A 15,679-nucleotide genomic window follows, 5' to 3' on the forward strand; every position below is an offset into this window, starting at 1 on the left:
ATTTATAAATCCTTATCTTTGCTGTCAAAATTCAATGTAATATTGTTTGGGCTTTCAATATTTAAATTAAACCTATTATCATCAAAGTTAATACCTAACAATTTAAAACTAAGTTCTATAGCTTTTATCCGTGCATTTTGCACCTTTTCTCTGGTATCTGTCGCAACTTCTTTTAACTCTCTACAAAGCTCGTCAAACAATAAAGCGCTTTTAGCTGCTATAGGTACACGTAATTGATGTATTCTCCTTAAAACCTCTGGGCGGTTAGCTAGTCTAGATGCTCGTTCCCAAATAGTTTTATTATTGGCTTTACTATCTGGATAAGCTGTGATAAAAGCTTCAGTAGCATTTTTCATTTCTAATGCGACTAAATGACAAAACTTTTCTATTCTAGAATCCTTAAAATATACAGGAATAGACAATAAAAATTCCCGTTCAAATTCTAGCTGCAAAGGGTTTTTAAATTTTGAATCTGAATTAATAATGAAATCCTTTGCTTTTATTTCTTTATCCATCTTTAAACCTCTTTACCTTTTGCCTATATCTTAATGCCGTCCTACTGCAGAGCCGTTCTAACCTGCCGTCTGCTAAGGCTGCCGTCCGCTAGGGCTTGCGCCCCTTTATTATTGCGGCTTCCAACTGCAAAGTGCTTGCACACTGCAAAGTGCTTGCACACTGCAAAGATTATTTTGAAGTCACGAGAATTTAAAAAAAGAGTTTACTTTTTATAAATACTGCGTACCCCTAATGTGTACGCTTCCAAAATAATCTTTATATAACCTTGCATACTCCTTGCGTTGTTTCTAACTTTCCGTTTTTAAGCCGTATGCAAGGGTAAAAAAGGGCTAAAAAAAAGGCAAGCCCTATATATATAAGGGTAAAAAAGGGCTAAAAATGCGATTTTTTGCATAATTTTTTTAATGTTATAGACGAAAAAACATTTTTAATTTTTTACATTTTGGATACGACAGCAGTGCTTGCACACTGCAGTGCTTGCACACTGCAAAGTGCTTGCGCCCCTTTATTATTGCGGCTTCCAACTGCTAAGGCTTGCCGTTTTAACTTGCCGTCCGCAAGGACTGCTGCCTGCTAAGGCTGCCGTCCGCTAGGGCTTGTTATTTTTTTATGTTTTTATGTAAATACCATAGCTTTTAATATTCCCGCTTTTTTTTTCTTTTTATTATTATTCTCTTATTTTTATAAAAAGATAAAAAAATAACAAAAATAAAAAAAACCCTTGATAAATAAGAATTTTTTCGTGTTATATATTTTTTATTTTCATGTTATTTTTAATAAAAAAAGGAAAAAAGAAAGGAATAAACCCGCCCCCGTTTATTATTATTGAGCTAAAATCAGAATTATAATAGATTTTTAAAAAACAGATAACATGAAAAAGGATAAAACAGCACACAAAATGGCATTAACAAGTGAAATGACAGTTATTAAAAAGCTCTTAAGAATTATTGGGAGCGGGTGGAAGCTGATTAGTCCCAACAGGCAGCGGTTCCAGATGTGTTAGCCTGGGGGTTTATCTTTTTTAATTGAAATATTTTCAATAATGTTTAAAATTCTTTTATAAATGTCAATATCAGTTTGAATATCTAATTGTTTTAAAATTTTTTCAGTATTAGGTTTATCATTGGTTTGTATTTCACTTTCAATCTTTTGATTATCGATTTCAAGGGTTAAAATTTTATTTGAAAGTTTTTCTTTTATAGGTTGGACATAGAGTTCAAAAATAATATCTGAAATTACCTTTTCTTTAGATGTGCGGCCTTCTTTTATTTCTCGTGCTTCGTCTGGATTATATTGGCTGACAATATCTTGAAATTTATCATTATCTATGATTTCGACTTTTGAAACGATTAGTGCCTCATTACTTGGTGGAGATATTTTTTTTATAATTTTTAATTCAATAAGATGTTTTAAAGCATTTAAAATAAATCTTCTATCTCTTAGGCTTTCTCTGTCTTTATTTGTTATTTTTTTTATAATTTCACGTACAGATAAGGAAGCAAAATGTAATTCGCCGCTTCTATAAAAACAATCGAAAATACTTAAAATATCTTCACTTGCTGCCTGAGGGCTTTTCTGATTCATAGTTTGTACATCATACCAGGTATCTTTTGGGTCAGGGCAAAAAGTTATTAAATCAATCCATGCTTGTTTCATTTTGGCAGGTTCAGGTGGTTTTAAATTTGCGTTTACTTCGATTTCATTAAAAGGTATAAGACTGAAGCGTCGGTTTAAATATCTATTATTAGTGCCGCCTATTATAGTTAAATTTGTTTGAAGGCGTTCCATCTGTTTACCTTTTCTTTCAAAATCAATTTCAATTTTATCTATTATATTATTGATGACGTCAATATTTACATCGCGTCCGCGCTGGCTCTGCCAAAGCGCCTCGCCTATTATGCCCAGCTGTAATTTTTTGATATCAGAAGTAATAAATTTACCGCTCAAACCTGAAGTTGTTACATTTCCGGCGGCAATACCAAGTTCGAGGCATGCATTTTTTAAAGCTTTTAATAATTCGCCCTTACCGGTTCCGCCTATTCCTGAAAAGAAAAATAAAGCGTTAGGGGTTATAATTTGTTGAGAATGAACTTTATTAAAATTGTGTGTGAGACCATAGCGGAACCATTGAACCCATGAAACGAGCTTTATAACACTATCTTTAATATATAATTTATCTGAATTATAAAGAATTATATGAACGGCTTTAATAAAACTTTCAATAAAATTGATATGTTTAGAAAATTTAAAATCATTAAACCTTTTTTGAACTTCTGTTAAATTTGTTTCATACATTTCCTTTTGTGCATATTCATACCCGTCGCAATACAAATTATATGAAATTTCGCTGAACATTGAGCCGATGGAACGACTATCAAACCATAAAATATTTTGGTCAATAAACTCTTCGTCTTCTGAAAGTCCCAAAATATATTCATATCTAGTAGTATATTTTGGGCGGCCTAGTTTAGCGCATCGTATTCCGAATTTAGCTGCGGTCTTCTTTTTTTCAGAAATTTCACGAACCAGTGCTTTACGTTTTTTAATTTCTTCTTCTTTTTGTTTATTTTTTTTTTCTATATCGGAAATAACATTCCCATTTTTATCGATGTCAATATTTTTGGGAATATTATATTGTTGGTCGCTGGTTTTTGTTTTTTGTTCTTGGTTCATAAATAATTATAATTTACCGCTCTTTTAATATTATATATATCAGTAGTTTTTAAATATTTAGTTAATTTATAATACTGGCGCATAGATATAAAATTATAATCAAGAATTTGCTGTCTAGAAAGGCATAAAACATAAATCATATATATTAAAAGTTGAGCGGGCTTATTATAATTGATAAGGTTGTTTATATTTTTATGTCGCCAAAACAAAAATATTTTATAATCGTTATTATCTAAAATAGTTTCAAGCTTAATATTTTTAGTAATAATTTTAGGTGGTCTAGACATATAAATCATCGAACTCCTCGAATTTTCTTTTAACTATAGTCGGAGTACCAGCATCGCAAAGATTATGAATGTGCCATCCGTGAATATTTTCATCGCATAAAATAAGCCATTGCAGACGTTTATCAGAAAAAAAGACTTCACCTGTTAAAATATTATTAAACTTATCAAAAAATTTTAAGATATCGCCTTCAAAAATTTCTTTAGGCGTTATAAATTTATTATATTGATATTCCATTAAGCCGCTGCCTTTTAAAATGCCGTTTACGTCATCAAAACCAACGATACGTCCATCAAGCAAAAAATAAAGACGACGTGATAAAGAGAAACCATCAATATCGTAGGTATATTTATTAATAATAACTTTAAAATTATTAAACATGTTACTATATTTTATACCTTTCCGTTTTTAATCTGTCGGTGCGCAAGCCCTTTGCAGGGTGCAAGCCCTTTGCGGTGCGCAAGCACTGTCAAATACTGCGGCCTCTGTAACAAGCGAGGTCTGGTGCGCTTGACAAAAGCCGCAGTAAAAGCACAAAGGCTAATAAGCCTGAGTGCTATTATTATTATCGGTATTATTATCAGTATTATTAATTGTAGTACGGGAATAACCGCCATGATGGTTATGCATAATAAAATGTTTGGCACGCAAAATATCGTGTAAAATGATGCGTTCGGTCAAAGCAGAAGCGATAGTGCCGAGCTGCCAAAGAAAGAACCAGAAAATTAAAGAAAAAATAAGCCAAGTGATTAAATACTTAATAGGTGAACGAAGAATACTGAGGTTAAGAGAAGTGTACAAATTGCGAAAAAAATTTTTCATAAACCAGACCTCCATGAATTTATATATTATAGTGGTATGTGTGGTGATATAAAACAGCTAAAAAAAAATTCCCACCATAATACATCTTATCGGACACTTTTGATTCTGTTCAAACTCAAAAAAAATCCGAGGCTGTTATACTCAGAAAAATTACAAACGAATTCCATAATATGATTGAAAATTTTTAGGAACAAATATCAAAACTATACTCTGTATTGTTGTGTTATTTACCGTTTAGAATTGTATTGTAAGTTTTGAGACGAATGAAAGGTTTGTGTAGTTTAAGTTGGGATTGTATGTATATTCGAATCTGTCATACGAAGCACCGAGCGTGATTCTGAAATATTTTGAGATTTCATAATCGGCACTTAGGTTTGCTCCATAGTTCGTATTATTGTCGGTTTCTATGTTGGTTTCCGAATCTTGAGTTATGTATTTTAGATTCGACAGGAAAATTATTCTATTTGTCAAAGGTATTATTTTGTTTATAAAAGGTATTTTTATTCCTGCAGGAAGCGTTAAATCGGAGTTTATCTGGCCTAGATAGCTGTTTCTTAGCACCTGAGTTGCATATTTGCCTTCAGCATTTGTTCTCCACTGATCTTCATTTTCATAACGCAGGCTGAATCTCCATTTTCCCCAATCAAAAGCTCCCTGTCCTACAATTTTTTTAGCCAGTCCGTTGGATAAGCTTTTGCTCGTTTCAAAATCATCTTCATCCGTACCAGTGTTTTCAATCGAAAAATATAAATCGAACTTCTTAAACAGTTTACACCTATAATCAAAACCGTACATTATGTCTTCCGCATTGGATACTCCATAAGTAATTATGTGTTTATTGTGAAATTTAAAATTAAACTGAGTATCGCTCATCCACGATACAGAACCGAAAAATCTCTCAATTCCGGACATTCCCACAAGTAGTTCCGGCCATATCTGCGTGTATACGTCTTTTATCGTTCCTGTAATGTATGAACTTTCGCTTCCCTCCGTGTAAGTAAAATTTGCAATCAGCGTGTTTAAAGGAGAAAGATGTCCTTTTAGTTTGAAAGCTTCAAAAGGAGCGTACCTTCCGTTTACTCTGATGTCATCTCTGTTTAAAATGCTTTTTACTGTATAAGAGTTTGAAGAGTACGAAGGCAGAATTTCCATAAGGTTATTGTTTCTTATCCAAAGTTTATCGGCTGAAAAGCCTGTGGAATTAAATTCTTTGTAGACGTTTTCATAGGAATCCGAATCCTGAAGCCTGTAATATGCCGAAAATACAAGGCTTTTTAAATATACGTTTGAAGCTATGTCATAAGCGTTTAGATTCCATGATATTTCGCCTATGCCGCTTCTTTCTATATATTTCTTTTCTCCGGGAATAATTAAATTTACAGGATTAGTACTTGAAATCACATTATAATTTTCTTTAGTGTTTATGCTGTACGTGAAAGTCGGGCTGAACCAATTTATTATCCCCAAAACAAGACTTGCACCTACTGTCTGGTTTAGAGTTTTATCATAACTTATTTCTTGTGCAAAATCGCGATTTTTTTCTCTGATTCTGTCCATCAAATACGAAGGAGAAAATAAAATACCTTTTGAAAATTTGAAAGGAAGTTTTACCGCAAACATTTCTGTCTGTTCAAGTGTGTGGTACTCGTTAATATCCAAATAAGATTTAAAAGCGTCCAGTCCTAAAAATGAGTCAGAGTCTGCCATCGGCGTCGATGGATATACTTTATAATACGAATTTATTATCTGCGCGTTTGCCATAACGTTTGTGGGCAAAAGAGGAAACACAACGGGATTATTATAGACTAAGCTTCCTGAAATAGTTTCTCTGTCTTCAAGCTGTTCTATTTCTGAAGAATCTATAACCGCTCTGGAATATTGTGCTGCCAATTTCGGAAAGTCCACACCCAAATCAAGCGAAGTTTCTCCAAAACCAGAATACGTGACTACGGTTCCTTCTTCTTTAATTGAAATAAGATTGGAATTATTGTTTATAATGTTTGGCGTAACGGTTCTTGTCTTTGACAACTGAGCTTTTATCGGCAGTAGCATTAAAGTTTCGGTCCTGAAGCCGTCAAAAGAGACATAAGCCTTGTCTTCGAGATAATCCCTGTTATACACTCCAGCGGTAACCGTTTGAAAATCTCTTTCAATAGCTTTTCTGTTTGCCCCTAAAGTTATCGCGCCTATTCTTTTTGAACCGTTCCAGCGTATATTTCCGCCTGCATGCCATGCCGTACCGTTAATTTTTTTGCTACCCATAACATGTATTTCGTTAAACCATACGTCGCCGTTCATTAATGGAACTGACGGAATTACTCCGACAGTAATCTGTGAAATCTTTTCAAGCGAAGGCGTACCGGAAGAAGTTATCACTGCGGCGGGTTCGGAAGAACTCCACCGCACTGCTCTGCCGCTTCCTTCTTGGTCTATTTTAATTAATTTCCATCTTCCTATGTCAGCCGCGTCAATATGGAGTTTATATTCGAAATAGTTATCGTCATTGCTGCCGGCGCGAAAAATAATCTGGTCACCGGGCTGCGCATTTTTTGGAAAAACAAAAAAGCGGATGCTGTCATATTTTGAAATATCCAGAGCTTCTCCGATATATACAGACCTTGCGGTAATAGTTGAAACATATTGCAGTCTTAACGACTGTTCGTCTTTTTTTATGGAATTGTCTGTATCGTAAAGTTCCTGATAATATGAGTTTGACAGAAGCGAAACATAGTCAGGGTCAGAAATGCCTATGGACGAAGTTACATTTAAAGGGTTCGAATCGGATTTTTCCCATTTATTTCCGACGATAGAAATTTTTCCTATTATGATTTTTCCAGCCTGTCCGCCGCTGTTTCTAATAATTCTTAAACGCAGAATTCTTATATTTTTCCAATTTTCCGGACTGCTCATATCCAGCGGGATTTTAAATCTTTTCCAGCCCGTCCAATCTATAGAATTATGCGTTATTCCATTTTCATCGGTAATTACTGCGGACGCAACACTTAAATCTATACCACCTGCGACATTTTCAAAAGTGTCAAGAATTCCATTTCCGTTTAAATCTTCAGTGTCAAGTTTTCCATTATGCGCGCCTATAAGTGAAGGCTGACCTCCGCTTACGTCATGAAAAGTCTGTCCCGTATCTTCCCAAGGACTTATAATTCCGTTGCCATCGGTATCTTCGGTATCCAGTAGTCCATTTCCGTCGGTGTCTTCGTTTATGCTTGTGGTATAATCGACGGCAAATTTTGCACCTTTTCCGTCTCCTTTTATCCATACTTCTGCGTACAGCTTTTTTGAAAAATCATATCCTGAAAGTGAAAGTTTTTGCGCCATTGCAATCTGCGAACGAGTTGTAACGTCATAATCTATTTCCAGCACAAGCTGTTTTTGCCCATCAACTATTTCAAGTTGAGGACTTATTTCTCTGAGAGCAATATCATAACTTCTCCATGAAAGTTCGTTAAGGTTTCTCTTAGTAGCGGGACTTTTGTCCGCTGAATGTAGCCAGCTTTCGTCAACCATAGCCGCATTGTCTTCATAAACCGCGCTGTCAAAAGAATCGATTAAAGCTTTTGAGGAAGTGTTGTCATCCTGAGAGCTCACGGCATATTCAGCAGCTGCATTAATAGTAATATTAAGAGAATTTATTTTTAAATCCGTTATTTTAATGTCTCCCTCTCCAACCAAAAGACTTCTAGGAGTGCTTCTTATATCAGGAAGGACTGCGCCTTTGGCTGTAAAATCGTAAAGCAGACTACCGCCTATACTTATATTATTTGTCAAATTTAAGTTTGTACGCATTCCAACCAGAGTAGATTCCGCCGCGGAACCGAACATAGAATAATCATATGAAACGTCTATTACGGAAGTAGCCGTTATTAGCGTTTCATTTATTATCGTCAAAATTCCCAGGTCATAATCTATTATATAATCCGTGTTTGCTTTCAATTCTCTGCCAGAGATAATGACTTTTTCCGACTGCGGCACTATTCCCGGTCGCAGAGTAAGAATTTTTACCACGTATTGGTATTCGGTTATAAAATCGTATCTGTGATTGTTTAAAGTATATAAATCGTCTGCGAGAGGTTCACCATCAACCGGATTTAAATGAAATATCCCGTTTTCAAAATCAACCGTAATATTTGAAGGATACGATGGAATCATGGTTTTATTTCCCGGATTTATAACCGTAGGCACATCGCCGTTTAAATCTTTAAGCTCAAGCGTAAAATTTCCCCTTCCATTATCGCGTATGATTTTTAAATTTCCGAGATTATAATACGTTTTTAATTCCATGGAACGCTGCGTCGTATTGTTTACGTCTTTTATAATCAGAGGAACACCCGGAGCTGAACCGCCTGAACTGAGCCATGTATCGTCTATATACTGATAATCTACCGCTGCCACATAATTACTTGCAAGCTGATTTCTGAACGTTATTATTCCTGTATTGTAATCAATAGTATAGTCTTGCCCAGCTACTAGCAGCACAAAATTTCCTCTATATTGGTCGGTCGGTGAAATAGTACGATTTTTTAAAAAGTTTAGAGGTGTTGAAGTTGTAATCGATACGTTTAAATTTGGGTCTATTCTTTGATAATCCATAAAAATGCGCGCGCTTCCAGCTTTTATAGGCCGTATAGATATGTTAGGGTCATTAATCGAAAAATATTTTAAACGTATGTATGAAGTATCTGCAATGGTTTTTCTTTCAAGCTGTGTATTACCTTCAAAACGCTTTATTTCCGAGGCACCTTTCGTTTTACTGAAAAAAGCGTCCAAAGAGTATGTTTTATATCTTGTATCGACTTTTAAACCAAATAACTCTTTAGAGTAGTTCATAAATTCTGTAGTCGGAAGTGCTACGGATATGTCTCCAAATGCCGCTTCCTCTATAAATTCATCCGGAGCCCCTTTATATACTAAGGAAATATCTTTTTTATCCGCAGTATCGTCATAATCTACATTAATGTCAAGCCTGTTGCCGACTCTTCCTAAAATTCTCATCTGGAGTTCCTGTTCCATATTGAGTGAAGAAGTATTTTTTCTTTTTCCATCTTCTTCTTTATCGTACTGCCGTGCGGTGTACTCCATTCCGATAAGTTTTCTGCCGGAAAGAGAAAGCTGTGCCTCAAAAGGCAAAGACGCAATAATTCCCGGAGGCAGCATTTCCTGCTGTGGCTTTGTGGTTTGTGAAGAAGATTCGGTTTTATAATCAGCGGGAAGTGTATCTTTTTTCTTCCATTTTTGCGAAGAATATCCGAGATTTGAAAAAACACTTTCATTGAGATACTCCAAAACTTCCCTGCCGGCAATTTCCTGAGTGGTTTCCGGCAGCATCTGCCTTTCAAAATCAGACAATAACGCCGAAATTACCGTCACTGAAGATTCTATGCTTTGAATATTTGAATATTTTTTGCCGTAATCTTCAAACTGTCTATATATTTTGTCATTTTCGTCAATTAAAGAATATTTTTTTTTATTTGCTGGTCTATAATCCGCCATGCAAATGGCGAAAAAAAACAATAAAAATAAGGGTAAAATTGCTTTTAATGTTTTCATTTTGTTTGTGAGTTTATATATTTTTAAATTATATTAAATTCTTATTCATTCTTCCATAAATTTTTGATATAATTTCAAATTAAATTATGATTAAAAAATTACATTTTTATATTATAAAAGAATTCTGTGGGTCCTTTATTTTTGGGTTGGCTGTTTTTTCAATGATTTTGCTTTTGGATCAGGTTTTTCAGCTTGTTGACCTTTTTCTCTCAAAAGGTGTGGCTTTGTGGCTTGTAATAAAACTTTTTATTTTTATACTTCCAAACATTTTAACTCTTGCGATCCCGATGGCGGTGCTGTTTGGCGTTTTGATAGCTTACGGGAGACTTTCCGAAGATAATGAAATTACCGCGATGAAAGCTACCGGAGCGGATTATAAGACATTGTCAGTTCCGATAATTATTTTTGTGGCTTTGATTTCTTTTTTTCTTGTATTTTTCAACCATTTTTGGTCTCCTTCCATGCATGGCAACTTCCGAAGTCTGTTTGAAGAAATCATCATGAAACGTCCTCTTGTGAGATTTGATGAAAAAAGCATAGTAAAACTTGGAGATTATCAAATTTATGCCAATAAAGTTAACAGTCTGGACAATACGATGTCTGGAATAAACATATACCGATTCGAAAAAGACGAGAAAGAAAAAAGAAGACAGTCATATCAGGAAAAAAAAGAGGAATGGGAACATGGGTCATGGCGCATCGCCGCTTCTTCTGCGGCGGTAAAAGTTTACCTAAACGGTGTGCAGATGAAACTGTTTGACGGTTACTGGCAGCGCGCTCACCCTTCCGACATTAAAAATATGATACATATGACGTTTAAAACTTATACTTTTTTTATACCGCTAACCGATGCCAAAAAAGCCAATAATACAACTATGCAGCAATTGTCGTCAGTCGAAATTTTAAAAACAATAAAGCAATATAAAGAACAGAACTTGCCTTATATAGTATATGCCATAGAGTTTTGGATGAGATGGATATTGGCGCTTGCGCCGATCGCATTTGCCCTTGTTGCCGTTCCGATAGGCATAATGGCCGGCAAAGGCGGAAAAGCCATAGGATTTGGAATGAGTTTGGGAGTGATTTTTGTTTATTATATGCTTTTAGTAATTGCTATGAATTTGAGTGAAAAAAATTATGCAGATCCCAAATTTATAATGTGGCTGCCAAATGCCGTTATTTCATCTGCCGGTGTATTTCTATTCATAAAAATGGTAAAAAAATAATGAAGACTTTATATTTGTACGTAAGTAGAAAATTTCTTACGATATTTTCTTTCACGTCATTCGCTTTCGGTTTTATTGTCCTTATATCTGAGCTTTTTAGAGAGCTTAGTTTTTATATGGAAAATAAAACTCCTTTTTTAATAGTTATTCAGCATCTCGTTTCAAATGTACCTTGGTGGATAATACAGGTTCTCCCTGTTTCCACTTTGCTTGCATTGCTTTTTTCATTAGGCGATCTGGCAAAAAAAAATGAAATAACAGCAATGAAAGCTGCCGGAATAAATATGTGGCGAATAATTGTTTTGTTTATGACGCTTGGTATTTTGATAGGCGGAGCTGATTTGGCTATCAGAGAACTTATTGTTCCACACACTACTGCGTTTAATGAAAAAGTAAGAAAAGAAAAAATACAAAAAGAAAAAATACAGATGCAGACAGAGTTTAAAAATCTTATAGTTTCTCTTCCGAACAATGTCCGTATGACAGTTGGATACATAGATACTAAAGAAAAGCTCATGAAAGATATTATTCTTGAAAAATACAGTGAAGATTTTTATATAGAAAGGCTGGTTCTCGCCGCAGAAGGAGTTTGGAAAAATAAAACATGGACTCTTAGAAATGGCGTTATAAGAGAGTTTGGGACAGGTTTATGGAATGAAATTTATTTTAAAGATTACGAATCCGACATACATTTGAAACCTGACGATTTTGCATTTAAAAAAATGCGTTATGAAATGATGAACACTTATGATTTTCAAAAGTATATTTATCAGCTTCAAATGTTCGCAAAAACTGCCCTGAAAGAAAGAATCGTTTTAAATATACGTTATGCTTCTGTATTTTGCCATTTGGTCGTGATGATGATAGGCATTCCTTTTGCTTTGGGGATAGGTCCGAGATTCGGTAAAATTTTAAGCTTTACGATGGCCGTGGTGGCTTCTTTCATTTATTGGGGTGTGCAGGCAATTACCCAGTCTTTAGGTGAAAATGCCATTCTCACGCCTTTTATGTCCGCATGGCTTCCAAATTTTATTTTCTTTGCCATAGGCATAGTTCTTCTCATACGCGTAAAAAAATAACAGCCTTATTATTTCACTTTGTATCAGCGGTAGTTAGTTTATTTTTTGTCTGATTGTCAATAATAAAAGCGGCAATTATATAGTTATCAGACCCACACATAACAAAAACAAAACTCCCCACATCAAAACAATGCAGGGAGTTTTTATTTTAAAGACTTATCTTATTATTTTTATATTAACGAAATAGTTTTTTTAATTCTCTCTCTAATGCAGCCTCTTCTTTTTGTTGCTGCATACTTTTACATTGCTGCCGCATTTGATTATGGCGTTGCTGTTGGTTATAAGCACTTTTCCTATCTTGTGCTTGCTGCGCATAATAACTATTAGATCTCTGCCCATAACCCCTCTCGCCTCTTTCTTCTGGAGTAATAACACCATTGGCTCCCATTGTTACTCCTGCAAATAAGACAACCGCAAACAATGCTGTGATAATTTTATTCATTTCATTTCTCCTTGATTTTATTTCTTCTTCTGCTGACCTTTCCCCAAAAGTTCGACCGCTTGTAAGTTAGTGAAAAGCTGTTTTTAATGCCATAATTTCTGCTTGTTTTTTCATGAACTCGTTTGGACTTAAACCTTTTAAAGAACTATGCGGTCTTGTTTCATTGTATTCTTTGCGCCATTCTTCTATTTTCTCTTTCGCTTCTCTTATATTCAAAAATCTGTTCTCATTCAAACATTCATCTCTTAATTTTCCATTAAAACTTTCTATGTATCCGTTTTCTACAGGCTTTCCGGGTTTTATAAAATCTAACTGTATATTATTCCTATATGCCCATTCGTCTAATACCTTGCCCGTGAACTCCGGTCCATTATCTACCGTGATTGCTTGCGGCAATTCCCTTACACCTCTTATTCGTTCCAATACTTCTACTATCCTTCTGCCGTTTATTGACGTATCAACTTCTAAATATGGGCATTCTCTCGTGTACTTATCTATTATCGTCAGTATCTTTATCTTTCTTCCGTTCCATAAACTCTCTAACACAAAATCCATCGTCATTGCTCATTGGCTTCTTTTGCTGTTTTCAACGGCATTCTTATCACTGATATTTGTTTCTTACGTCTTCTTTTTCTTAATGATAAACTCGCTTCTCTGTATATCCGTTCTGTTCTTTTATGATTTATTACATATCCTTCTCGTCTTAACAGTATATGCAACCTTGGACTTCCATATCGTCTCTTTTCATGTGCTAATTCTATCAGCCTTTCTCTTATCGCTTCATCAGTTTTCTTGCTTTTATATCTATGGCTGCTTCTGTCTATCCCTACTATTTTACATGCCCGCCTTTCCCTCAGCCCAAGACTTACTTTCAAATACTCTGCTGCTTTTCTTCTTGTCTCGGGCTCTAAAAGTTTTTTTCGTTTATTTCCTTCAACGCTCTTATATCAAGTGCCTGATCTGCTACGATGTTCTTTAACCGCCTGTTTTCTTCTTCTAATGCCTTTAGCCGTCTTAATTCGTTCACTGTTAGCCCTGAATACTTCATCTTCCATTTGTAATATGCTGCATCGCTCATCACGTGCTTCCTACATAAATCTACTATTTTTACTCCGCTTTCTGCCTCTTTCAATATCCCGATTATTTGCTCTTCACTGAATTTCTTCTTCCCCATAAAATCCTCCATTCGCTTTATTTTCCTTCTTTTTTCACTAATTCGCAAATAGTTTACTTTTTTGGGGAAAGGTCACTGCTTCTTTTTAGAATGCTTTCCAGCAACATAACCTGCGCCGCCAGTAACAACAGCTACGGCAGGAATAACTACTTTAATAAAAAACCATTTGCAAGCATGCCAACCCAATCCATAAACCGGGTTTCCCATTAACAAACCTCCTTTTATTTGTTTCGCCCTATAAAAAAAAGAGCGGCGAAATTATTTAGGCTACTAGAATAACCCGTATAATCACCGCCCTCTACCCAGCTCCGAAGAGCCGGGCAAATAGCAAACGATTATTTGTGGTTTCTAGTATGCCCTCAGACTTTTACGACTGACAAGCAAAACGCAATCTTTCTTTGCGTTCCCGACAAATAATCTTTATGTTTTAAACCTTTGTAGGCTTACATGTACAAAATATACCTCTTATATAGCTATAGATTGTTCCTCTAATTTCTTTTCATAGACATCTCTGGAAAGAGGACAATCTATTAAATCTTTAAAATCAGACTTTACCAACTTACATTGTTTTGCCATTTGAGCTAATAAATTATCTCTTAACATCTTATATTTTGTTCCTCTACTTATTTTTGTATGGACAGCTGTTTTTTTACCATCTTTTGAATAGTAAATAAATCTCCAGTGGTCTCCTCCATCTTTTAAGTTGAAGCCTTTCTTTTGGAGATTTTCTTTAATGGTCTCTCTATCTCTGCTTATAGACATTCTTAAATCTCCTTAAATGCATCTAATAAATTAGTTTTAAGTTTTTTTGCATCTTCAGACAATATATCATCATCAACTTTTGCATATTCTTCCCACAAATAACAAATATCCAACTTAATATCATTGTATAGCTCTTGTCTAGTGTATGCAAAAAGTTCCAACCCTATAGAGGGATTTTCAATAAGATATAACTGTTCTGTTTCATCTAACTTTGGAGTCAATATAAGCTGTCTTTTCGGCTTTAGCTTTATGCCGTTACATTCTATATGGTCAATTTCTATAGGGGACAAATCAACTTCTTGAATACTTATTACATCTGTTATTTTTTTTGGTTGATCATTTTCATCTAAAATAACCTGTCCCGTAATTTGGACTAAATCTCTTCTATTTTCCAAAAGCATATCTTCAACATCTTCATTATAAAAGCAGTCTAAAAGCCTTTTAGTCATTGGATGAGTTATTACAATTTTATGTTCTTCAAAATCAATGCTTACTAAACGTCCTGTCACTACAGTCATGTATTCTTCAACGACAGTTATAGTTTTATCAATAATAGTAGTTATGTTTTTTTGAATAGACTTGCTGCTGATTTCGGGAATATTATTAATTTCAACATATATAGCATCATCAGATGGTGGAAAAGCAGATCTCACATGAGATAATGCTTTTATCCTCATTTTCGGGTGAGGAAAAACTCTTTCAATCTCTTTCTCATCATTCTTTGCACTAAAAGTAAAAAAATTATCTAAAGATTCTTTTACATTAAAAACAGGTAATAAAATATCTTCTCTGTATCCTATTGAAATTGCCTGATTATAGCTACCATCTTTTGGCAATTCGCAATTTATAAAACATTGTTCCTTAATTTCTTTTGATGGTCTAAATCTCTCATTAAATGTTATACCTTGATATTGTGCAATCATTAAATATGCTAAATCCTTAACATTAGAGAGTAGGTTTATCATGTATTCAACAGGCAATTGTTGTTTATCTGCATTGCCACCTTTAAAATGAAACTCTATTTTATCTGCCATTGTTACTCCTTATTTTACAAAATACTATATTTTCCATTTTCGTAAAAAGTATACTACAAAAACACAAATATTTCATTATAAAACAATTTTTCTTACTTTTA

At 34.5% G+C, this 15,679-nt stretch carries 10 protein-coding genes and 1 pseudogene; 2 read left to right on the plus strand and 9 right to left on the minus strand.

Annotation, left to right across the window (positions count from 1 at the left end; all coding sequences use genetic code 11):
* Nucleotides 1-2: 2 nt before the first annotated feature.
* The 5 genes from LBD46_07850 to LBD46_07870 all read right to left on the minus strand — a co-directional run bounded on the left by LBD46_07850 (nucleotide 3) and on the right by LBD46_07870 (nucleotide 9,861).
* Nucleotides 3-515 carry a hypothetical protein gene (locus LBD46_07850; protein MDR2427070.1) on the minus strand — a complete coding sequence of 171 codons (513 nt, stop codon included), beginning with the start codon at nucleotides 513-515 and terminating at the stop codon, nucleotides 3-5.
* Nucleotides 516-1,515: 1,000 nt separating this feature from the next.
* Nucleotides 1,516-3,189 (minus strand): hypothetical protein, encoded by a 1,674-nt coding sequence (locus LBD46_07855; GenBank protein MDR2427071.1) that lies wholly within the window; start codon nucleotides 3,187-3,189, stop codon nucleotides 1,516-1,518.
* Nucleotides 3,190-3,468: 279 nt separating this feature from the next.
* Nucleotides 3,469-3,855, minus strand: a complete 387-nt coding sequence (locus tag LBD46_07860; GenBank protein ID MDR2427072.1) for a hypothetical protein — start codon at nucleotides 3,853-3,855, stop codon at nucleotides 3,469-3,471.
* Nucleotides 3,856-4,014: 159 nt separating this feature from the next.
* A complete protein-coding gene (locus LBD46_07865; GenBank protein MDR2427073.1) occupies nucleotides 4,015-4,296 on the minus strand; it encodes a hypothetical protein in 282 nt (93 codons plus the stop codon).
* A 234-nt stretch (nucleotides 4,297-4,530) separates the two neighbouring features.
* A complete protein-coding gene (locus tag LBD46_07870) occupies nucleotides 4,531-9,861 on the minus strand; it encodes a hypothetical protein (GenBank protein ID MDR2427074.1) in 5,331 nt (1,776 codons plus the stop codon).
* Nucleotides 9,862-9,947: 86 nt separating this feature from the next.
* Here LBD46_07870 and LBD46_07875 point away from each other — a divergent pair, with 86 nt between their 5' ends.
* A complete protein-coding gene (locus LBD46_07875) occupies nucleotides 9,948-11,087 on the plus strand; it encodes an LptF/LptG family permease (GenBank protein MDR2427075.1) in 1,140 nt (379 codons plus the stop codon).
* Entirely contained in the window at nucleotides 11,087-12,166 is a 1,080-nt protein-coding gene (locus tag LBD46_07880; GenBank protein MDR2427076.1) for an LptF/LptG family permease, read from the plus strand. Before LBD46_07875 ends, LBD46_07880 begins: the two co-directional genes overlap by 1 nt.
* Before the next feature lie 175 nt (nucleotides 12,167-12,341).
* On the opposite strand, the gene LBD46_07885 is transcribed toward LBD46_07880, so the two are convergent.
* The 4 genes and pseudogenes from LBD46_07885 to LBD46_07900 all read right to left on the minus strand — a co-directional run bounded on the left by LBD46_07885 (nucleotide 12,342) and on the right by LBD46_07900 (nucleotide 15,578).
* Nucleotides 12,342-12,608 carry a hypothetical protein gene (locus LBD46_07885; protein ID MDR2427077.1) on the minus strand — a complete coding sequence of 89 codons (267 nt, stop codon included), beginning with the start codon at nucleotides 12,606-12,608 and terminating at the stop codon, nucleotides 12,342-12,344.
* Between the two features lie 66 nt (nucleotides 12,609-12,674).
* A pseudogene (locus LBD46_07890) lies at nucleotides 12,675-13,782 on the minus strand (IS3 family transposase).
* 465 nt (nucleotides 13,783-14,247) lie between these two features.
* Complete coding sequence (locus tag LBD46_07895) at nucleotides 14,248-14,544, minus strand: hypothetical protein (GenBank protein ID MDR2427078.1); 297 nt, start codon at nucleotides 14,542-14,544, stop codon at nucleotides 14,248-14,250.
* 2 nt (nucleotides 14,545-14,546) lie between these two features.
* Nucleotides 14,547-15,578, minus strand: a complete 1,032-nt coding sequence (locus LBD46_07900; protein MDR2427079.1) for a hypothetical protein — start codon at nucleotides 15,576-15,578, stop codon at nucleotides 14,547-14,549.
* Nucleotides 15,579-15,679 lie beyond the last annotated feature (101 nt).

Origin of the sequence: Candidatus Endomicrobium procryptotermitis (genome assembly GCA_031279415.1) — a bacterium.
Classification (GTDB): Bacteria; Elusimicrobiota; Endomicrobiia; order Endomicrobiales; family Endomicrobiaceae; genus Endomicrobium_B; species Endomicrobium_B procryptotermitis.